Source organism: Citrobacter sp. Cm038 (genome assembly GCF_030333105.1).
Taxonomy (GTDB): Bacteria; Pseudomonadota; Gammaproteobacteria; order Enterobacterales; family Enterobacteriaceae; genus Citrobacter; species Citrobacter murliniae.
The window spans coordinates 26,029-45,386 of record NZ_JAOWGO010000011.1 but is presented as its reverse complement, the minus strand read 5'-3'; the positions used below and the strand labels follow the sequence as shown (position 1 = coordinate 45,386).

Sequence of the window (19,358 nt, the reverse complement as noted above, 5' to 3'; positions counted from 1 at the left end):
TTGGGTATAGAAGGGTTACCTGCGCCACTTTTTTGATCGATACGTGAAAGGAACAACAAGATGGATGACCAGTTAAAACAAAGCGCCCTCGATTTCCACCAATTTCCAGTACCAGGTAAAATTCAGGTTTCTCCGACCAAACCTCTTGCCACCCAACGTGATCTTGCGCTGGCCTACTCGCCAGGTGTTGCAGCTCCGTGTCTGGAGATTGAAAAGGATCCGCTAGCGGCCTACAAATATACCGCGCGCGGCAACCTGGTCGCGGTTATCTCCAACGGTACTGCGGTACTGGGGCTGGGCAATATTGGTGCGCTGGCTGGCAAACCAGTGATGGAAGGTAAAGGCGTTCTCTTTAAGAAATTTGCCGGAATTGACGTGTTCGACATTGAAGTCGATGAACTCGACCCGGACAAATTTATCAACGTGGTGGCAGCCCTTGAACCGACGTTTGGCGGCATCAACCTCGAAGACATCAAAGCACCAGAGTGTTTTTACATTGAGCAAAAGTTGCGTGAACGCATGAATATTCCGGTGTTCCATGACGATCAGCACGGAACGGCGATCATCAGCACTGCAGCCATCCTGAACGGCCTGCGGGTGGTGGAAAAGAATATCTCTGATGTGCGCATGGTGGTGTCTGGCGCAGGTGCAGCGGCGATTGCCTGTATGAACCTGTTGGTTGCGCTGGGTATGCAGAAGCACAACATCGTGGTCTGCGACTCCAAAGGTGTGATTTATAAAGATCGCGAACCGAATATGGCGGAAACCAAAGCAGCTTACGCGGTGGTGGATGACGGTAAGCGTACTCTTGATGATGTGATCGACGGCGCAGACATTTTCCTCGGATGCTCCGGCCCGAAAGTGCTGACGCAGGAGATGGTCAAGAAGATGGCGCGTGCGCCAATGATCCTTGCGCTGGCAAACCCGGAACCGGAAATTCTGCCACCACTGGCAAAAGAGGTACGTTCTGACGCCATCATTTGCACCGGTCGCTCCGACTACCCGAACCAGGTCAACAACGTACTGTGCTTCCCGTTCATCTTCCGCGGTGCGCTGGACGTCGGGGCTACCGCCATCAACGAAGAGATGAAGCTGGCCGCTGTACATGCCATTGCTGAACTGGCGCATGCCGAGCAGAGCGAAGTGGTGGCTTCCGCCTATGGCGATCAGGATTTGAGCTTTGGCCCGGAATACATTATTCCTAAACCGTTCGACCCGCGTTTGATCGTCAAGATCGCACCGGCGGTGGCGAAGGCGGCGATGGATTCTGGTGTCGCAACGCGCCCGATTGCCGACTTTGATGCTTATATCGATAAGCTGACCGAGTTTGTCTACAAAACCAACCTGTTTATGAAGCCGATTTTCTCTCTGGCACGCAAAGCGCCGAAGCGTGTTGTGCTGACCGAAGGGGAAGAGGCTCGTGTTCTGCATGCAACGCAAGAACTGATCACTTTAGGTCTGGCGAAGCCGATCCTGATCGGTCGTCCGAGCGTGATCGAAATGCGTATCCAGAAGTTAGGACTGCAGATCAAAGCGGGTATCGATTTTGAGATCGTCAATAATGAATCCGATCCGCGCTTTAAAGAGTACTGGAGTGAGTATTACCAGATCATGAAGCGTCGTGGAATTACTCAGGAGCAGGCGCAACGTGCGGTGATCGCCAACACTACGGTGATCGGCGCGATCATGGTGCAACGCGGTGAAGCGGATGCGATGATTTGCGGAACAATCGGCGACTATCACGAGCATTTCAGCGTGGTAAAAGCGGTGTTTGGTCACCGTGATGGCGTTCATACGGCAGGTGCAATGAACGCGCTGCTGTTGCCAAGCGGTAACACCTTTATCGCTGATACGTACGTCAACGATGACCCGACGCCGGAGCAACTGGCAGAAATTGCAGTTATGGCGGCAGAAACAGTGCGTCGGTTTGGCATTGAACCGAAAGTGGCGCTGCTGTCGCACTCCAACTTTGGTTCGTCAAACTGTCCGTCGGCCAACAAAATGCGTGAAGCGCTCGAGCTTATTAAAACGCGCGCACCCGATCTGATGATTGACGGTGAAATGCACGGCGATGCTGCACTGGTGGAAAGTATTCGTAATGACCGGATGCCGGATAGCCCGCTGAAAGGCTCCGCTAATATTCTGGTGATGCCGAATATGGAAGCCGCGCGTATTAGTTACAACTTACTGCGTGTTTCCAGCTCTGAAGGCGTGACGGTAGGACCGGTGCTGATGGGTGTAGCCAAACCGGTACATGTTTTAACTCCAATCGCCTCTGTTCGTCGTATCGTTAATATGGTGGCGCTGGCAGTAGTCGAAGCTCAAACACAACCGTTGTAATTTCACTTTAATTATTTTCGGCGCGGGTTTCTCCCGCGCCTTCATACTCTAAATAATTCGAATTCCAGAAAGGCGACGATGCAGCGAATACCATGAACTTACTAAAGTAAGTGGCTGGTATGAGTAAGAAAGCCACCGAACCTGTAATTTGAAGTGTGACGGGTATTTTTATTTCTCTTCTCTTAGTGATCTACTTCACCTTTTAAACCACCTTGCCGAATTTTGTTATTTACTCTGACGAAAAATTGCCACGATGAGGACAGTTTCAGCAGAGGCGGTGAGCAATGGAAAAAGAACGCATCATTCAGGAATTTGTGCCGGGGAAACAGGTCACGCTGGCGCATCTGATTGCGCACCCAGGCGAAGAACTGGCGAAAAAGATCGGCGTTCCCGAAGCGGGCGCTATCGGCATTATGACCTTAACGCCAGGCGAAACGGCAATGATTGCCGGTGATTTAGCCATGAAGGCCGCAGATGTACACATCGGTTTTCTCGATAGATTTAGCGGCGCACTGGTGATCTACGGCTCGGTAGGCGCGGTGGAAGAGGCATTATTGCAGACAGTGAGTGGTCTGGGCCGGTTATTAAATTTCACTTTGTGCAACCTGACAAAAAGTTAATCAGAGGCGGCAATGAAACGTATTGCTTTTGTCGGTACGGTTGGGGCGGGGAAAACAACGCTCTTCAATGCGCTACAGGGAAATTATTCTCTCGCCAGGAAAACGCAGGCCGTTGAGTTTAATGAAAACGGCGATATCGATACGCCGGGAGAATATTTTAGCCATCCGCGCTGGTATCACGCCTTAATTACCACGCTGCAGGATGTTGATACGTTGATTTATATACACGCGGCAAATGATCAAGAAAGTCGCTTACCTGCCGGGCTGTTGGATATCGGCGCCAGTAAACGACAAATCGCCGTTATCAGTAAAACGGACATGCCGGATGCCGACGTCGCCGCAACGCGACAGCTACTTCGCGGGATAGGGTTCCAGGAGCCGATTTTCGAACTCAATAGCCATGACCCGCGCAGCGTGCAGCACCTGGTGGATTATCTGACTGAGCTCAGCCAAAAGGAGGAAAGGGCAGGTGAAAAAACTCATCACAGCTAATGATATTCGTGCGGCCCACGCACGCGGCGAACAGGAAATGTCGGTTGTTCTGCGCGCCAGCATCATCACCCCAGAGGCTCGCGAAGTCGCGGAGCTGCTGGGCGTCACAATCACTGAATGCGACGAATCCGCTCCGGCAACCTCGCCTGCACCCGCTTCGGTGGATGATGGCAAAACGGAAAGCCAGCGCATTCGCGAGACCATCATTGCGCAACTGCCGGAAGGGCAGTTTACCGAAAGCCTGGTCGCGCAGTTGATGGACAAAGTCATGAAGGAAAAACAGTCGCTGGAGCAGGGCGGAATGCAGCCAAGCTTTACCTCGGTTACTGGCAAAGGTGGCGTAAAAGTCATTGATGGCAGCAGCGTGAAGTTTGGTCGTTTTGATGGCGCACAGCCGCATTGCGTCGGCTTAACCGACTTAGTGACCGACAAGGACGGAAGCAGCATGGCCGCTGGCTTCATGCAGTGGGATAACGCTTTTTTCCCATGGACGCTGAACTACGACGAAATCGACATGATTCTGGAAGGCGAACTGCACGTTCGTCATGAAGGCGAAACCATGATTGCCAGGGCCGGGGATGTGATGTTTATCCCGAAAGGCTCCAGCATTGAGTTCGGTACGCCATCAACGGTGAAATTCCTGTATGTGGCATGGCCTGCGAACTGGCAGTCCTGCTAAGGCGGATGTATGAAGGATTTCATTACCGAAGCATGGCTCAGAGCAAATCATACGCTCAGCGAAGGGGCAGAAATTCATCTCCCCGCTGACGCTCGCCTGACGCCATCTGCCCGGGAATTGCTGGAAGGCCGACATCTGCGGATTAAGTTTATCGACGAGCAGGGAAGCCTGTTTATTGATGGCGAAGAACAGCAACTGCAACCGGTGCATGGTTTAACCAGCAGTGATACGCACTCACTGGCGAGTTGTGAACTGTGTCATCAACCGGTGGCGAAGAAACCTGACACGCTGACGCATCTGACGGCGGACAAGATGGTCGCCAAAAGTGACCCGCGCCTGGGATTTCGCGCGGCGCTGGACAGCACCATCGGCCTGGCGGTGTGGTTACAGATTGAACTGCCTGAACAGTGGCAGCCGTGGCTGGCGGATATTCGCTCGCGTCTGGGCAACATTATGCGCGCAGACGCCATGGATGAGCCGCTGGCAGCACAAGCCATTGTTGGTTTAAGCGATGAAGATTTGCACCGGCTTTCGCATCAGCCGCTGCGCTATCTCGATCACGACCATCTGGTGCCTGAAGCCAGCCACGGTCGTGATGCTGCGCTGCTCAATTTGCTGCGAACCAAAGTCCGTGAAACAGAAACAGTGGCGGCCCAGGTATTTATCACCCGCAGTTTTGAAGTACTGCGACCGGACATTCTGCAAGCGTTGAACCGCCTGTCGAGCACGGTCTACGTGATGATGATCCTGAGCGTGGCGAAGCATCCGCTGAGTATCAGCCAAATCCAACAGCGACTGGGGGAGAAGCAATGATCATTGAACGTGCTCGCCAGCTCGCCTTGCGCTCACCTGCGCGGGTGGTGTTCCCGGATGCGCTGGATGTTCGGGTGCTGAAAGCTGCGAATTACCTGCATCAGCACGGTCTGGCACATCCCATTCTCGTCGCCAGTCCGTTTGCGTTGCGCCAGTTTGCTCTCAGCCACCGCGTGGCAATGGATGGCATTCAGGTAATCGACCCGCAAAGCAACCTGCAAATGCGTGAAGAATTTGCGCTGCGCTGGCTGGCGCGTGCTGGTGAAAAAACGCCGCCGGATGCGCTTGAGAAACTCAACGATCCGCTGATGTTCGCTGCCGCAATGGTTAGCGCGGGTAAAGCCGACGTCTGTATTGCGGGCAACCTCTCGTCAACAGCGAACGTGCTGCGTGCGGGGTTACGCATTATCGGATTACAGCCGGGTTGTAAAACGCTGTCGTCAATTTTCCTGATGCTGCCGCAGTATCTCGGACCGTCATTAGGATTTGCTGATTGCAGTGTCGTGCCGCAACCCACTGCAGCCCAGTTGGCAGATATTGCCATCGCCAGCGCGCAGACCTGGCAAGCGATTACCGGCGAAGAGCCGCGCGTCGCAATGCTCTCGTTTTCAAGTAATGGCAGTGCCCGTCACCCCAACGTTGCTAACGTGCAGCAGGCTACGGACATTGTTCGTGAACGTGCACCAGAGCTTACCGTTGATGGTGAATTGCAGTTTGATGCCGCTTTTGTACCGGATGTTGCGGCGCAAAAAGCACCGGCCAGCCCGTTGCAGGGCAATGCCAATGTGATGGTTTTTCCATCGCTTGAGGCAGGCAATATTGGTTACAAAATCGCCCAGCGTCTGGGAGGGTATCGAGCAGTAGGGCCTCTGATTCAGGGGCTTGCCGCACCGCTCCATGATCTCTCCCGCGGCTGCAGCGTACAGGAAATTATCGAACTGGCGTTGGTGGCAGCAGTGCCGCGCCAGACTGACGTGAGTCGTGAACGCGCCTCACAAACACTGGTTGTTTAGGTCCCGTTCTGGACCCCTTCTACTAAGAGGAAAGCACAATGGAAGCATTAGGAATGATTGAAACCCGGGGCCTGGTTGCACTGATTGAGGCTTCTGACGCAATGGTTAAAGCGGCACGCGTAAAACTGGTTGGCGTGAAGCAGATTGGCGGTGGCCTGGTTACCGCAATGGTACGTGGCGATGTGGCGGCCTGTAAAGCCGCAACGGATGCCGGTGCTGCCGCTGCCCAGCGCATTGGTGAACTGGTTTCTGTACATGTTATCCCGCGTCCGCATGGCGATCTGGAAGAAGTGTTCCCGATCAGCTTTAAAGGCGACAGCAACGACATGTAAGTAGCCCATGTGACGCCACTGCATGATTGATAAAAGCTGGCGTCACCCTCTCTCCTTTTCACATTACCTTCTGCGGAGGGTAGGGGGAGGTTTTACCTGAAATATGCCACGGAGGCGGGTATGAAACTGGCAATCGTCACAGGACAAATTGTTTGTACCGTACGCCATCAGGGGCTAGCGCACGACAAATTGCTGATGGTGGAAATGATTGACGCCTGCGGAAATCCCGACGGGCAGTGTGCTGTTGCTATCGACAGCATCGGGGCGGGAACCGGAGAGTGGGTGCTGTTGGTCAGCGGAAGCTCAGCCCGTCAGGCGCACCGTAACGAATCATCGCCTGTCGATCTGTGTGTTATTGGCATTGTCGATGAAGTGGTGGCCGGTGGTCAGGTGATCTTCCATAAATAAGGCAGAAAATCATGAATCAACAGGATATTGAACAGGTCGTGAAAGCGGTACTGCTGAAAATGAAAGACAGCAGTCAGCCCGTCAGCGCGGTTCAAGAAATGGGCGTTTTTGCCTCCCTGGATGACGCAGTGGCGGCAGCAAAACTGGCCCAGCAGGGGTTAAAAAGCGTCGCTATGCGCCAGTTAGCTATTCACGCCATTCGTGAAGCAGGCGAAAAACACGCCAGAGAATTAGCGGAACTTGCCGTCACTGAAACCGGCATGGGACGCGTTGAAGATAAATTTGCCAAAAACGTAGCGCAGGCACGCGGCACGCCGGGCGTGGAATGCCTCTCTCCACAGGTATTGACCGGCGATAACGGTTTAACGCTGATTGAAAACGCGCCGTGGGGCGTGGTGGCTTCGGTAACACCGTCCACCAACCCGGCAGCAACCGTAATTAATAATGCCATCAGCCTGATTGCCGCAGGCAACAGCGTGGTATTTGCGCCACATCCGGCGGCAAAAGGCGTTTCTCAGCGCGCGATAACTCTGCTTAACCAGGCGGTTGTTGCCGCTGGCGGCCCGGCAAACCTGCTGGTTACCGTTGCCAATCCGGATATCGAAACCGCTCAGCGTCTGTTCAAGTACCCAGGCATTGGCCTGCTGGTCGTTACCGGTGGCGAAGCGGTGGTTGACGCTGCGCGTAAACACACCAATAAACGCCTGATTGCGGCTGGTGCGGGTAACCCGCCGGTGGTGGTTGATGAAACCGCCGATCTGGTACGCGCCGCGCAGTCCATCGTCAAAGGTGCATCGTTTGATAACAACATTATCTGCGCCGACGAAAAAGTGCTGATCGTGGTGGATAGCGTTGCCGACGAACTGATGCGTCTGATGGAAAGCCAGCATGCGGTAAAACTCACTGCGGCCCAGGCCGAGCAACTTCAGCCAGTGCTGCTGAAAAATGTCGACGAGCGCGGCAAAGGCACGGTTAGCCGTGACTGGGTTGGACGTGATGCGGGAAAAATCGCAGCGTCAATTGGTCTGAATGTACCAGACCAGACCCGCTTGTTATTCGTCGAAACCTCCGCCACCCATCCGTTTGCCGTAACTGAACTGATGATGCCGGTGCTGCCGGTGGTGCGGGTTGCCAACGTCGATGAGGCCATTGAACTGGCGGTAACGCTTGAAGGTGGTTGTCACCATACGGCGGCGATGCACTCACGCAATATCGACAATATGAACCGTATGGCTAACGCCATTGATACCAGCATCTTCGTCAAAAATGGACCGTGCATTGCGGGTCTCGGACTTGGCGGTGAGGGCTGGACCACCATGACCATTACTACGCCGACCGGGGAAGGGGTGACCAGTGCGCGCACGTTTGTGCGTCTGCGTCGCTGTGTGTTGGTGGATGCGTTCCGCATCGTTTAAGAGCGCTCTAAGGAGATAAAGAGATGGCGCACGACGAACAACTTTGGCTCACACCCAGACTGCAAAAAGCGGCAACGCTATGTAACCAGACGCCCACAGCCAGCGACTCACCGCTGTGGCTGGGTGTTGATTTGGGGACGTGTGATGTGGTGTCGATGGTTGTCGACAGTGACGGACAGCCGGTTGCGGTCTGCCTGGACTGGGCCGATGTCGTGCGTGACGGCATCGTCTGGGATTTCTTCGGTGCGGTGACCATTGTCCGTCGCCATCTCGATACGCTTGAGCAACAGCTGGGTTGCCGCTTTACCCATGCGGCAACCTCGTTCCCGCCGGGAACGGACCCGCGTATTTCCATCAATGTGCTGGAATCAGCAGGACTTGAAGTGAGCCATGTGCTGGACGAACCAACCGCTGTGGCAGATCTGCTGAAACTGGATAACGCAGGCGTAGTGGATATCGGCGGGGGCACGACCGGTATTGCTATTGTGAAGCGGGGTTTAGTGACCTATTCCGCCGATGAAGCTACTGGCGGACACCACATTTCTCTGACCCTTGCGGGGAATCGTCGTATTCAGCTTGAAGAAGCCGAGCAGTACAAGCGCAGCAATGGAAAAGAAATCTGGCCGGTGGTCAAGCCGGTCTACGAAAAGATGGCGGAAATCGTCGCTCATCATATTGCAGGGCATGGAGTAACAGATTTATGGCTGGCCGGTGGTTCCTGTATGCAACCGGGTGTCGATGAGCTGTTCCGTAAGCGTTTCCCGGAACTGCAGGTGCATTTACCACAGCACAGTCTGTTTATGACCCCGCTGGCAATCGCGAACAGTGGGAGAGAAAAAGCGGAGGGAATCTATGCAAGCTGAATTGCAAACGGCGCTCTTTCAGGCATTCGATACCCTGAATCTGCAACGCGTAAAAACATTTAGCGTTCCACCTGTCATGTTATGTGGACTTGGGGCGCTCAGCACCTGTGGACAGGAAGCGCAAATACGCGGACTGACGCATATGTTCGTGATGGTCGATAGCTTCCTGCATCAGGCCGGAATGACCGCCGGACTTGAACGTAGCCTGGCGATGAAAGGCGTGGCGATGACGTTGTGGCCGTGCCCGGTTGGTGAGCCGTGTATCACGGACGTTTGCGCGGCGGTAGCGCAACTGCGTGAATCAAAGTGTGATGGCGTTGTGGCCTTTGGTGGCGGTTCTGTACTGGATGCCGCCAAAGCGGTGGCATTGCTGGTGACTAATCCGACGCAGACGCTGGCCGATATGACGGAACACAGCACGTTACGCCCGCGTCTGCCGCTGATTGCCGTACCAACCACCGCCGGAACAGGTTCGGAAACTACCAACGTCACGGTGATTATTGACGCCGCGACTGGACTGAAAAAAGTGCTGGCTCACGCCACGCTGATGCCGGATGTGGCCATTCTTGATGCCGCATTGACGGAAGGGGTGCCTGCGCATGTTACGGCGATGACCGGAATCGATGCGTTGACCCACGCCGTTGAGGCTTATAGCGCCCTGAACGCTACGCCATTTACCGACAGCCTGGCGATTGGCGCGATTGCGATGATTGGCAAATCGTTACCGAAAGCGGTGGGCTACGGTCACGACCTGGCTGCGCGGGAAAGCATGCTGCTGGCTTCCTGTATGGCGGGGATGGCTTTCTCCAGCGCGGGGCTGGGCTTGTGTCATGCGATGGCTCACCAGCCGGGCGCGGCGCTGCACATTCCGCACGGACAGGCTAACGCCATGCTGCTACCGACAGTAATGGGGTTTAACCGCATGGTTTGCCGTGAACGCTTTAGCCATATCGGCAGGGCGTTAACCAACAAGAAATCAGACGATCGTGACGCAATCAACGCTGTCATCGAGCTGATTACCGAAGTGGGCCAGACAAAACGACTCGCTGACGTGGGGGCGAAGCCTGAGCAATACAGCACATGGGCGCAAGCTGCGATGGACGATATTTGTATTCGCAGCAATCCACGAACCGCCACGCAGGCAGAAATTATCGCGTTGTATGCGGCGGCACAATAAATACACAAATGACAGGGAGTGAAGGGTATGGGAATTAACGAAATCATCATGTACATCATGATGTTCTTTATGCTGATTGCCGCCGTGGACAGGATCCTGTCGCAGTTCGGTGGTTCAGCGCGCTACCTCGGTAAGTTTGGTAAAAGCATCGAGGGATCGGGTGGTCAGTTTGAAGAAGGTTTTATGGCGATGGGCGCGCTCGGTCTGGCAATGGTCGGTATGACTGCGCTGGCGCCGGTATTAGCAAAAGTGCTCGGGCCGGTGATTATTCCGCTGTATGAAATGTTGGGCGCGAACCCGTCGATGTTTGCCGGAACGCTGCTGGCGTGTGATATGGGCGGCTTCTTCCTGGCGAAAGAACTGGCGGGCGGTGATGTTGCGGCATGGTTGTACTCTGGCTTGATTCTGGGGGCGATGATGGGGCCGACGCTGGTCTTCTCCATCCCGGTAGCACTGGGGATTATTGAACCCTCTGACCGTCGTTATCTGGCACTGGGCGTACTGGCTGGTATTGTCACGATCCCAATTGGCTGTATCGCGGGTGGTTTGGTCGCGATGTATTCCGGCGTTGAAATCAACGGACAGCCGGTGGAATTTACCTTCGCGCTGATCCTGATGAACATGATCCCGGTGCTGATCGTTGCCGTACTGGTGGCGCTGGGGCTGAAATTCATCCCGGAAAAAATGATCAACGGCTTCCAGATCTTCGCTAAGTTCCTGGTGGCATTGATCACAATCGGGCTGGCCGCTGCGGTTATCAAATTCCTGCTCGGCTGGGATCTGATCCCGGGTCTCGATCCTATCTTCATGGCGCCTGGCGATAACCCTGGTGAAGTGATGCGCGCCATCGAAGTTATCGGTTCTATCTCCTGCGTACTGCTCGGCGCTTATCCAATGGTTCTGTTACTGACCCGTTGGTTTGAAAAACCGCTGATGCGAGTTGGTAATCTCCTGAAAATCAACAATATGGCAGCTGGTGGCATGGTCGCAACGTTGGCGAACAACATTCCGATGTTCGGCATGATGAAGCACATGGATACCCGCGGCAAAGTGATTAACTGTGCGTTCGCCGTCTCTGCTGCCTTCGCTCTGGGTGACCACTTAGGTTTCGCTGCCGCAAACATGAACGCCATGATCTTCCCAATGATTGTCGGCAAGCTGATCGGCGGTGTAACGGCGATTGGTGTGGCTATGCTGCTGGTACCAAAAGACGAAAACGTTCCGGCAGAAGTGGAAGCCGAAACAGAAACGAAAGCGGAGGCGCAATCGTGAATACTCGCCAGCTATTGAGCGTCGGTATCGATATCGGCACCACCACCACTCAGGTGATCTTCTCCCGCCTTGAGCTGGTTAACCGTGCGGCAGTGTCGCAGGTGCCGCGTTACGAATTCATCAAACGTGAAATTAGCTGGCAAAGCCCGGTCTTCTTTACCCCCGTTGATAAGCAAGGCGGGTTAAAAGAGGCCGAACTTAAGGCGCTGATTCTGGCTCAGTATCAGGCAGCAGGTATTGAGCCACAGAGCGTTGATTCTGGCGCAATCATTATTACCGGGGAAAGTGCGAAAACCCGCAATGCCCGTCCGGCGGTGATGGCGCTCTCCCAGTCGCTGGGTGACTTCGTGGTTGCCAGCGCAGGTCCACATCTTGAATCGGTCATTGCCGGTCACGGCGCGGGTGCGCAAACCCTGTCTGAGCAGCGACTGTGCAGCGTACTGAATATCGATATCGGCGGTGGTACGTCTAACTATGTTCTGTTCGACGCCGGAAAGGTTAGCGGTTCAGCCTGCCTGAATGTTGGTGGGCGACTGCTGGAGACCGATAGCCAGGGGCGTGTAGTTCATGCGCACCAGCCGGGGCAAATGATTGTCGATGATGTTTTTGGCGCAGGTACAGATGCCCGTTCGCTTAATGCGGCGCAACTGATTCAGGTGGCGCGACGGATGGCTACGCTTATCGTCGAGGTTATTGACGGCAAACTTTCGCCGCTGGCTCAGGCGTTGATGCAAACCGGTTTATTGCCTGTGGGCATTAAGCCAGAGGTGATTACGCTTTCGGGTGGGGTGGGTGAGTGCTACCGCAACCAGCCTGCCGATCCATTCTGTTTTTCTGACATAGGACCGCTGTTGGCAACGGCGCTACATGAACATCCGCGTCTGCGTGAGATGAACGTGCAGTTCCCGGCGCAAACAGTACGTGCCACGGTCATTGGCGCAGGAGCACATACGCTATCGCTTTCAGGCAGCACCATCTGGCTGGAAGGCGTTGCGCTTCCGCTGCGCAATCTGCCGGTGGCTATCCCGGTTGATGAAGCTGATCTGGTCGCGGCCTGGCAGCAGGCGCTGATGCAGCTCGATCTCGACCCGAAAACTGACGCCTATGTCCTTGCGCTGCCCGGGTCGCTGCCAGTGCGCTACGCCGCGCTGTTAACGGTCATCGACGCGCTACTGGCCTTTGTCGCACGTTATCCGAATCCGCATCCCCTGCTGGTGGTAGCCGAGCAGGATTTTGGTAAAGCACTGGGCATGCTGTTACGCCCACAGTTACAGCAACACCCGCTGGCGGTCATCGATGAGGTGATTGTTCGGGCGGGTGACTATATCGACATTGGTACGCCTCTTTTTGGCGGATCGGTTGTGCCGGTGACGGTGAAATCACTCGCATTTCCTTCCTGAGGGAACGACTTATGAAACTAAAGACCACATTGTTCGGCAATGTTTATCAGTTTAAGGATGTAAAAGAGGTGCTGGCAAAAGCCAACGAACTGCGTTCGGGGGATGTGCTGGCTGGTGTGGCCGCGACAAGCTCGCAGGAGCGCGTGGCTGCTAAACAGGTGTTGTCGGAAATGACGGTAGCGGATATCCGCAACAACCCGGTGATTTCCTATGAAGAGGACTGCGTCACGCGTCTGATTCAGGATGACGTCAACGAAACGGCCTATAACCGCATCAAAAACTGGAGCATCAGTGAGCTGCGCGAGTACGTGTTGAGTGATGAAACCTCTGTCGATGACATTGCGTTTATGCGCAAAGGGTTAACGTCCGAAGTGGTCGCAGGCGTTGCAAAAATTTGTTCCAACGCGGACCTGATCTACGGCGGCAAAAAAATGCCGGTGATCAAAAAGGCTAACACGACTATCGGTCTGCCGGGCACCTTCAGTTGCCGTCTGCAGCCGAACGATACCCGCGACGACGTGCAGAGTATTGCCGCACAAATCTACGAAGGGCTTTCCTTCGGTGCGGGCGATGCCGTTATCGGTGTTAACCCGGTGACAGATGACGTGGAGAACTTAAGCCGCGTGCTCGATACCGTGTATGGCGTGATCGACAAATTCAATATTCCTACACAGGGCTGCGTGCTCGCGCACGTCACCACCCAGATCGAAGCGATTCGTCGCGGCGCGCCGGGCGGACTGATTTTCCAGAGCATCTGCGGTAGCGAAAAAGGGCTGAAAGAGTTTGGTGTCGAGTTGGCGATGCTGGATGAGGCACGCGCAGTGGGTGCTGAGTTCAACCGTATTGCCGGTGAAAACTGCCTGTACTTTGAAACCGGGCAAGGTTCTGCGCTTTCCGCAGGCGCTAACTTCGGTGCCGATCAGGTGACGATGGAAGCGCGTAACTACGGTCTGGCGCGTCACTACGATCCGTTCCTGGTGAACACCGTGGTGGGCTTTATCGGGCCGGAGTATCTCTACAACGACCGTCAGATTATTCGCGCCGGTCTGGAAGACCACTTCATGGGCAAACTGAGCGGCATCTCAATGGGTTGTGACTGCTGTTACACCAACCATGCTGACGCTGACCAGAACCTCAATGAAAACCTGATGATTTTGCTCGCCACCGCTGGCTGCAACTACATCATGGGCATGCCGCTCGGTGACGATATCATGCTCAACTATCAGACCACCGCGTTCCACGACACCGCGACCGTGCGCCAGTTGCTGAACTTGCGTCCGTCGCCGGAGTTTGAACGTTGGCTGGAAAACATGGGCATTATGGCAAACGGTCGCCTGACCAAACGGGCGGGCGATCCGTCACTGTTCTTCTGATGACGCGGGGATGACACACGATGGATCAAAAACAGATTGAAGAAATTGTACGCAGCGTAATGGCGTCAATGGGCGAGTCACAGCCGCAGGCTCAAGCGCCGTCACCGGAAGCGAAATGCAGCACCACACAGTGCGCCGCACCGACGGGGGAAAGCTGTGCGATGGACCTGGGTTCACCGGAAGCCAAAGCGTGGATTGGCGTTGAAAATCCGCACCGTGCTGAAGTGTTGACAGAGCTGCGTCGTAGTACTGCAGCGCGCGTATGCACCGGTCGTGCCGGTCCACGTCCACGCACTCAGGCGCTGCTGCGCTTCCTGGCTGACCACTCTCGTTCGAAAGACACCGTGCTGAAAGAGGTACCGGAAGAGTGGGTGAAAGCACAAGGGCTGCTGGAAGTCCGTTCAGAAATCAGTGACAAAAATCTGTACCTGACTCGCCCGGACCTGGGTCGTCGTCTGAGTGCGGAAGCGATAGAAGCACTGAAATCACAGTGCGTGGCCAACCCGGATGTGCAGGTGATCGTTTCTGATGGCCTGTCTACAGATGCTATTACTGCGAACTACGAAGAGATCCTGCCGCCGTTGTTGTCTGGTTTAAAACAGGCTGGACTGAAGGTGGGTACGCCGTTCTTTGTACGCTATGGCCGCGTGAAAATTGAAGATCAGATTGGCGAACTTCTGGGGGCGAAGGCGGTGATTCTGCTGGTGGGTGAACGTCCGGGCTTAGGCCAGTCGGAGAGTCTTTCCTGCTACGCCGTCTATTCGCCACGTGTGGCGACCACCGTTGAGGCCGACAGAACTTGTATTTCGAACATTCACCAGGGCGGCACGCCACCGGTTGAAGCGGCTGCGGTAATTGTGGATTTGGCCAAGCGCATGCTGGAGCAAAAAGCGTCCGGCATCAATATGACCCGTTAAGGAGGCAGCATGCCAGCATTAGATTTGATTAGACCTTCAGTCACCGCGATGCGCGTGATTGCCTCCGTTAACGCGGAGTTTGCACGTGAACTTAAATTACCGCCACATATACGTAGCCTCGGACTCATCACGGCAGACTCTGATGACGTGGCGTATATTGCCGCTGACGAAGCGACAAAACAGGCGATGGTTGAAGTGGTATATGGCCGATCGCTGTATGCGGGAGCCGCGCATGGACCGTCACCGACGGCCGGTGAAGTGATGATCATGCTGGGAGGTCCTAACCCGGCGGAAGTTCGCGCGGGTCTGGATGCGATGGTCGCTAACATTGAAAGTGGCGCAGCGTTCCAGTGGGCGAATGATGCAGAAAACACCGCGTTCCTGGCGCATGTGGTCTCGCGTACCGGTTCGTATCTTTCAGCCACGGCGGGATGCGCGCTTGGTGATCCGATGGCCTATCTGGTGGCGCCGCCGCTGGAAGCGACATTTGGTATTGATGCGGCGCTGAAATCTGCCGATGTACAACTGGTGACCTACGTTCCGCCGCCGTCAGAAACCAACTACTCGGCGGCGTTTTTGACCGGTAGCCAGGCTGCCTGTAAAGCTGCCTGTAACGCCTTTGCCGATGCCGTTCTGGATATTGCTCGTAATCCGGTACAGCGCGCGTAAGAGAGGTTGTGATGATCAATGCACTGGGATTACTGGAAGTGGATGGCATGGTCGCTGCCGTGGACGCGGCAGATGCCATGCTAAAAGCCGCGAACGTGCGTCTGCTAAGCCACGAAGTGCTCGATCCTGGCAGGCTGACGCTGGTGGTGGAAGGCGATCTGGCGGCGTGTCGTGCGGCGCTGGATGCCGGCAGTGCCGCAGCACAGCGTACAGGCCGTGTTATTAGCCGCAAGGAGATAGGGCGGCCGGACGATGACACCCAGTGGCTGATTGGCGGTTTTACGCGCGCACCGAAGAAACCAGAACAGAAGCCTGAAGTGAAATCTGAAGTGAAATCAGAGCAGATACAGGAAACTCCTGTGGCGACTGAATCCTCTGATGAATTACTGGCACTGTTAACATCGGTCCGTCAGGGAATGACGGCAGGGGAAGTGGCTGCGCACTTTGGCTGGTCACTTGAAAAAGCCAGAAATGCGCTGGAACAGCTCTTTTCTGACGGAGCGTTGCGTAAACGCAGTAGTCGCTATCGCTTAAAAAATTAACCTGTCGGAGGGCCGGGGGCTTCAATGAAGCTTCCGGCTTAAAAGATCATGAAAAAGAAACGTACTGCAAACCTGCACCATCTTTATCATGAAGCATTACCCGAAGACGTTAAACTTACGCCGATAGTAGAGGTGGATAACGTTCACCAGCGGCGAACAACAGATGTCTATGAGCACGCCCTGACTATTACCGCCTGGCAGCAGATATACGATCAGCTCCATCCGGGTAAATTTCATGGCGAGTTCACGGAAATCCTGCTCGATGACATTCAGGTGTTCCGTGAATACACCGGTCTGGCGCTGCGCCAGTCATGCCTGGTCTGGCCGAATTCATTCTGGTTTGGCATTCCGGCTACGCGTGGTGAGCAGGGATTTATTGGCACCCAATGCCTTGGCAGTGCTGAGATTGCAACTCGTCCGGGAGGGACTGAGTTTGAACTGAGTACGCCAGACGATTACACCATTCTTGGTGTGGTTATATCTGAAGAGGCCATTGCTCGTCAGGCTAACTTCCTGCATAACCCGGAACGGGTGCTGCATATGCTGCGTAACCAGTCAGCGCTGGAAGTAAAAGAGCAGCATAAAGCGGCACTGTGGGGATTTGTGCAGCAGGCGCTGGCAACGTTCAGCGAGAATCCAGAGGATCTTCGCCAGACCGCGGTGCGCAAAGTGTTAGGCGATAACCTGCTGTTGGCGATGGGCACGATGCTGGAGGAAGCTCAGCCGATAATAACCGCCGAGAGTATCAGCCATCAGAGTTATCGTCGTCTGCTGTCGCGCGCGCGCGAATATGTGCTGGAAAACATGTCGGAGCCGCTGACTGTGCTCGATTTGTGTAATCAGTTGCATGTGAGCCGCCGTACGTTGCAAAACGCGTTTCACGCGATTCTTGGTATCGGGCCAAATGCATGGTTGAAGCGCATTCGTCTGAATGCCGTGCGTCGGGAGCTTATCAGCCCGTGGTCGCAGAGCTCGACGGTAAAAGATGCTGCAATGCAGTGGGGATTCTGGCACTTAGGGCAGTTCGCTACTGATTACCAGCAGTTGTTTGCGGAGAAGCCGTCACTGACGCTGCATCAGCGCATGCGCCAGTGGGCGTGATGGTATGAGCCTGTGACGTGCCGGATGCGACGCTAACGCGCCTTATCCGGCCTACGGGTTTTGCCGTTTTGTAGGTCTGACAAGCGTAACGCCATCAGGCAACTACACCCAGTCGCGGACCTGGATAAACTCGCTAAGGGCAGCTTCCGGGCTGTTCGCTTCCGGCTGCCAGTCGTACTCCCAACGCACCAGCGGTGGCATTGACATCAAGATGGATTCGGTGCGCCCACCGGTCTGCAAACCAAACAGCGTGCCGCGATCCCACACCAGATTGAACTCCACGTAGCGACCGCGACGATAAAGCTGGAAGTTACGTTCACGCTCGCCCCAACTCATCGCCTTACGACGCGCCACAATAGGCAGATACGCGTCGGTATAGCCTTTGCCAACCGCCTGCATAAAGTCGAAACAGTGGTCGAAGTTGGGCGTATTGAGATCGTCGAAGAACAGCCCGCCAATACCACGCTGCTCGTTACGATGCTTCAGGAAGAAGTAGTCGTCACACCACTTTTTATACCGCGGATAGACGTCATCACCGAACGGCTGACACAGATCAAAGGCCGTGCGATGCCAGTGAACGGCATCTTCTTCGTAGCCGTAGTAGGGCGTTAAATCAAAACCACCGCCAAACCACCAGACCGGGTCTGCCCCTGGTTTTTCAGCAATAAAAAACCGCACATTGGCATGGCTGGTAGGAATGTAAGGATTAAGCGGGTGCACAACCAGCGACACCCCCATCGCCTCAAAGCTGCGTCCGGCAAGCTCTGGTCGATGTGCGGTAGCTGAAGCAGGCATCGCATCACCGTGAACGTGGGAGAAATTTACTCCCGCTTGTTCAAAAATACCGCCGTTGCGCAATACCCGACTGCGTCCGCCGCCGCCCGCTTCACGCTGCCAGCTATCTTCAACAAAATCAGCACTGTCCACGGCGGATAGCTGCTGGCAAATATCATCCTGCAGGCTGAGCAGGAACTGTTTTACGCGCTGCGTATCGGGCTTCATGATTAACGCTTCTTCGAATGTGCTTTCTGGTTATCAAACCAGTGGAAATAGCTGATGACGCCATTGGCGATAGCGGTGGCGATTTTCTGACGAAATGCCGTCGTCCCCAGCAGCCGTTCTTCTTCCGGGTTGGTAATGAACGAAGTCTCGACCAGCACCGAAGGAATAGAAGGGGATTTTAGCACCACGAAGGCGGCCTGTTCCGTACTGCGACTGTGCAGACGGTGTACTGGCTTGATCTTCTTAAGAATATGCGAACCGAGGGTCAGACTGTTTTTTATCGTGTCGGTCTGTACCAGATCGAACAGTACCTGCTGCAGCAAATGGTCTTTATCAGTGGCTTTTTTCCCGGCAACTTCATCGGCGCGGTTTTCACGATCGGAAAGGTACTTTGCCATGGCACTACTGGCGCCGCGGTTTGACAGGGCAAAGACCGATGCACCAGCGGCACTGGGATTGGTAAAGCCGTCGGCGTGAATGGACATAAACAGATCGGCACCGTGTTTGTGCGCAATCTCGACGCGATCGTACAGCGGTATAAATGTATCGCCGGAACGGGTCAGCCGCGCATCAATCCCCTGACTGCGCAGGATGGATCGTACGTTTTTGGCAATCGCCAGCACGACGTGTTTTTCCTTCGAACCGTTGCGTCCAATCGCTCCGGTATCAATACCGCCGTGTCCCGGATCGAGTACCACAACACGCTTAGCACCTGCTTTTTTAGCTTTCGGTTTGCTGTGACCATTGCTGGTTTTTAGCGCTTCTTCTTTAGCGATGGCTTGCGACATGCCTGACAGCGTCAGGGCGGCCAGCCCGGCTTTCAGCACCTGGCGGCGCGATGTGAGAGTTTTTAGTGGTTTAAAAGTGCTCATACGGCCTGAGTTGTAAAAAAAGGTTCCAGACGTTATATCGTATCGCGTAGTCCGTTGC

At 54.9% G+C, this 19,358-nt stretch carries 20 protein-coding genes; 18 read left to right on the top strand and 2 right to left on the bottom strand.

The window, feature by feature from the left end; translation table 11 throughout:
• Positions 1-60: 60 nt before the first annotated feature.
• The 18 genes from maeB (at position 61) to eutR (ending at position 17,426) form a co-directional block, all read left to right on the top strand.
• Positions 61-2,340, top strand: coding sequence for an NADP-dependent oxaloacetate-decarboxylating malate dehydrogenase (maeB, locus tag OGY01_RS00980; RefSeq protein ID WP_286492256.1), 2,280 nt, complete (start codon positions 61-63; stop codon positions 2,338-2,340).
• Between the two features lie 284 nt (positions 2,341-2,624).
• Positions 2,625-2,960, top strand: a complete 336-nt coding sequence (gene eutS, locus OGY01_RS00975) for an ethanolamine utilization microcompartment protein EutS (protein WP_003037995.1) — start codon at positions 2,625-2,627, stop codon at positions 2,958-2,960.
• A 12-nt stretch (positions 2,961-2,972) separates the two neighbouring features.
• Positions 2,973-3,452, top strand: coding sequence for an ethanolamine utilization acetate kinase EutP (gene eutP, locus OGY01_RS00970; protein WP_045446006.1), 480 nt, complete (start codon positions 2,973-2,975; stop codon positions 3,450-3,452).
• Complete coding sequence (eutQ, locus tag OGY01_RS00965) at positions 3,430-4,131, top strand: ethanolamine utilization acetate kinase EutQ (RefSeq protein WP_048220848.1); 702 nt, start codon at positions 3,430-3,432, stop codon at positions 4,129-4,131. Before eutP ends, eutQ begins: the two co-directional genes overlap by 23 nt.
• A gap of 9 nt (positions 4,132-4,140) precedes the next feature.
• Positions 4,141-4,944: an ethanolamine utilization cob(I)yrinic acid a,c-diamide adenosyltransferase EutT gene (gene eutT, locus OGY01_RS00960; RefSeq protein WP_284096367.1), complete on the top strand. Its 804-nt coding sequence runs from the start codon at positions 4,141-4,143 to the stop codon at positions 4,942-4,944.
• Positions 4,941-5,957 carry a phosphate acetyltransferase gene (pta, locus tag OGY01_RS00955; protein ID WP_045445998.1) on the top strand — a complete coding sequence of 339 codons (1,017 nt, stop codon included), beginning with the start codon at positions 4,941-4,943 and terminating at the stop codon, positions 5,955-5,957. The genes eutT and pta overlap by 4 nt, the downstream gene beginning before the upstream one ends.
• Positions 5,958-5,995: 38 nt before the next feature.
• Positions 5,996-6,289, top strand: coding sequence for an ethanolamine utilization microcompartment protein EutM (gene eutM / locus OGY01_RS00950; RefSeq protein ID WP_003835054.1), 294 nt, complete (start codon positions 5,996-5,998; stop codon positions 6,287-6,289).
• Positions 6,290-6,409: 120 nt separating this feature from the next.
• On the top strand, positions 6,410-6,697 hold the full coding sequence (gene eutN / locus OGY01_RS00945; RefSeq protein WP_016153954.1) for an ethanolamine utilization microcompartment protein EutN: 288 nt from the start codon (positions 6,410-6,412) through the stop codon (positions 6,695-6,697).
• A gap of 11 nt (positions 6,698-6,708) precedes the next feature.
• Positions 6,709-8,112, top strand: coding sequence for an aldehyde dehydrogenase family protein (locus OGY01_RS00940; RefSeq protein WP_045445990.1), 1,404 nt, complete (start codon positions 6,709-6,711; stop codon positions 8,110-8,112).
• Between the two features lie 23 nt (positions 8,113-8,135).
• Complete coding sequence (gene eutJ, locus OGY01_RS00935; RefSeq protein ID WP_045445987.1) at positions 8,136-8,975, top strand: ethanolamine utilization protein EutJ; 840 nt, start codon at positions 8,136-8,138, stop codon at positions 8,973-8,975.
• Entirely contained in the window at positions 8,965-10,152 is a 1,188-nt protein-coding gene (gene eutG / locus OGY01_RS00930) for an ethanolamine utilization ethanol dehydrogenase EutG (protein ID WP_286492255.1), read from the top strand. The genes eutJ and eutG overlap by 11 nt, the downstream gene beginning before the upstream one ends.
• 27 nt (positions 10,153-10,179) lie before the next feature.
• Entirely contained in the window at positions 10,180-11,424 is a 1,245-nt protein-coding gene (gene eutH / locus OGY01_RS00925) for an ethanolamine utilization protein EutH (RefSeq protein WP_045445981.1), read from the top strand.
• Positions 11,421-12,824 carry an ethanolamine ammonia-lyase reactivating factor EutA gene (gene eutA / locus OGY01_RS00920; RefSeq protein ID WP_045445978.1) on the top strand — a complete coding sequence of 468 codons (1,404 nt, stop codon included), beginning with the start codon at positions 11,421-11,423 and terminating at the stop codon, positions 12,822-12,824. Before eutH ends, eutA begins: the two co-directional genes overlap by 4 nt.
• Positions 12,825-12,835: 11 nt before the next feature.
• Complete coding sequence (eutB, locus tag OGY01_RS00915) at positions 12,836-14,197, top strand: ethanolamine ammonia-lyase subunit alpha (protein ID WP_045445975.1); 1,362 nt, start codon at positions 12,836-12,838, stop codon at positions 14,195-14,197.
• A gap of 20 nt (positions 14,198-14,217) precedes the next feature.
• The gene (gene eutC, locus OGY01_RS00910; protein ID WP_045445972.1) at positions 14,218-15,114 is read left to right on the top strand and encodes an ethanolamine ammonia-lyase subunit EutC; all 897 of its coding nucleotides are present in this window, start codon (positions 14,218-14,220) and stop codon (positions 15,112-15,114) included.
• Between the two features lie 9 nt (positions 15,115-15,123).
• Positions 15,124-15,783 carry an ethanolamine utilization microcompartment protein EutL gene (eutL, locus tag OGY01_RS00905; RefSeq protein WP_045445968.1) on the top strand — a complete coding sequence of 220 codons (660 nt, stop codon included), beginning with the start codon at positions 15,124-15,126 and terminating at the stop codon, positions 15,781-15,783.
• Between the two features lie 11 nt (positions 15,784-15,794).
• Complete coding sequence (eutK, locus tag OGY01_RS00900; RefSeq protein ID WP_286492254.1) at positions 15,795-16,325, top strand: ethanolamine utilization microcompartment protein EutK; 531 nt, start codon at positions 15,795-15,797, stop codon at positions 16,323-16,325.
• A gap of 48 nt (positions 16,326-16,373) precedes the next feature.
• The gene (gene eutR, locus OGY01_RS00895; protein WP_045445960.1) at positions 16,374-17,426 is read left to right on the top strand and encodes an HTH-type transcriptional regulator EutR; all 1,053 of its coding nucleotides are present in this window, start codon (positions 16,374-16,376) and stop codon (positions 17,424-17,426) included.
• A 102-nt stretch (positions 17,427-17,528) separates the two neighbouring features.
• Here eutR and hemF read toward each other — a convergent pair whose 3' ends face one another.
• Both hemF and amiA read right to left on the bottom strand, forming a co-directional pair.
• Positions 17,529-18,428: an oxygen-dependent coproporphyrinogen oxidase gene (gene hemF / locus OGY01_RS00890; RefSeq protein WP_286492253.1), complete on the bottom strand. Its 900-nt coding sequence runs from the start codon at positions 18,426-18,428 to the stop codon at positions 17,529-17,531.
• Between the two features lie 2 nt (positions 18,429-18,430).
• The gene (gene amiA / locus OGY01_RS00885) at positions 18,431-19,300 is read right to left on the bottom strand and encodes an N-acetylmuramoyl-L-alanine amidase AmiA (RefSeq protein ID WP_045445954.1); all 870 of its coding nucleotides are present in this window, start codon (positions 19,298-19,300) and stop codon (positions 18,431-18,433) included.
• Positions 19,301-19,358: the final 58 nt, after the last annotated feature.

What these genes read in the sequence shown, in the direction of transcription:
- OGY01_RS00940 (WP_045445990.1), top strand. Translation starts at nt 6,709, where the DNA reads ATGAATCAACAGGATATTGAACAGGTCGTGAAAGCGGTACTGCTGAAA.
- hemF (WP_286492253.1), bottom strand. Translation starts at nt 18,428, where the DNA reads ATGAAGCCCGATACGCAGCGCGTAAAACAGTTCCTGCTCAGCCTGCAG.
- eutN (WP_016153954.1), top strand. Translation starts at nt 6,410, where the DNA reads ATGAAACTGGCAATCGTCACAGGACAAATTGTTTGTACCGTACGCCAT.
- eutS (WP_003037995.1), top strand. Translation starts at nt 2,625, where the DNA reads ATGGAAAAAGAACGCATCATTCAGGAATTTGTGCCGGGGAAACAGGTC.
- eutL (WP_045445968.1), top strand. Translation starts at nt 15,124, where the DNA reads ATGCCAGCATTAGATTTGATTAGACCTTCAGTCACCGCGATGCGCGTG.
- eutR (WP_045445960.1), top strand. Translation starts at nt 16,374, where the DNA reads ATGAAAAAGAAACGTACTGCAAACCTGCACCATCTTTATCATGAAGCA.
- eutH (WP_045445981.1), top strand. Translation starts at nt 10,180, where the DNA reads ATGGGAATTAACGAAATCATCATGTACATCATGATGTTCTTTATGCTG.
- eutC (WP_045445972.1), top strand. Translation starts at nt 14,218, where the DNA reads ATGGATCAAAAACAGATTGAAGAAATTGTACGCAGCGTAATGGCGTCA.
- eutP (WP_045446006.1), top strand. Translation starts at nt 2,973, where the DNA reads ATGAAACGTATTGCTTTTGTCGGTACGGTTGGGGCGGGGAAAACAACG.
- eutK (WP_286492254.1), top strand. Translation starts at nt 15,795, where the DNA reads ATGATCAATGCACTGGGATTACTGGAAGTGGATGGCATGGTCGCTGCC.
- amiA (WP_045445954.1), bottom strand. Translation starts at nt 19,300, where the DNA reads ATGAGCACTTTTAAACCACTAAAAACTCTCACATCGCGCCGCCAGGTG.
- pta (WP_045445998.1), top strand. Translation starts at nt 4,941, where the DNA reads ATGATCATTGAACGTGCTCGCCAGCTCGCCTTGCGCTCACCTGCGCGG.
- eutG (WP_286492255.1), top strand. Translation starts at nt 8,965, where the DNA reads ATGCAAGCTGAATTGCAAACGGCGCTCTTTCAGGCATTCGATACCCTG.
- eutT (WP_284096367.1), top strand. Translation starts at nt 4,141, where the DNA reads ATGAAGGATTTCATTACCGAAGCATGGCTCAGAGCAAATCATACGCTC.
- eutJ (WP_045445987.1), top strand. Translation starts at nt 8,136, where the DNA reads ATGGCGCACGACGAACAACTTTGGCTCACACCCAGACTGCAAAAAGCG.
- maeB (WP_286492256.1), top strand. Translation starts at nt 61, where the DNA reads ATGGATGACCAGTTAAAACAAAGCGCCCTCGATTTCCACCAATTTCCA.
- eutB (WP_045445975.1), top strand. Translation starts at nt 12,836, where the DNA reads ATGAAACTAAAGACCACATTGTTCGGCAATGTTTATCAGTTTAAGGAT.
- eutM (WP_003835054.1), top strand. Translation starts at nt 5,996, where the DNA reads ATGGAAGCATTAGGAATGATTGAAACCCGGGGCCTGGTTGCACTGATT.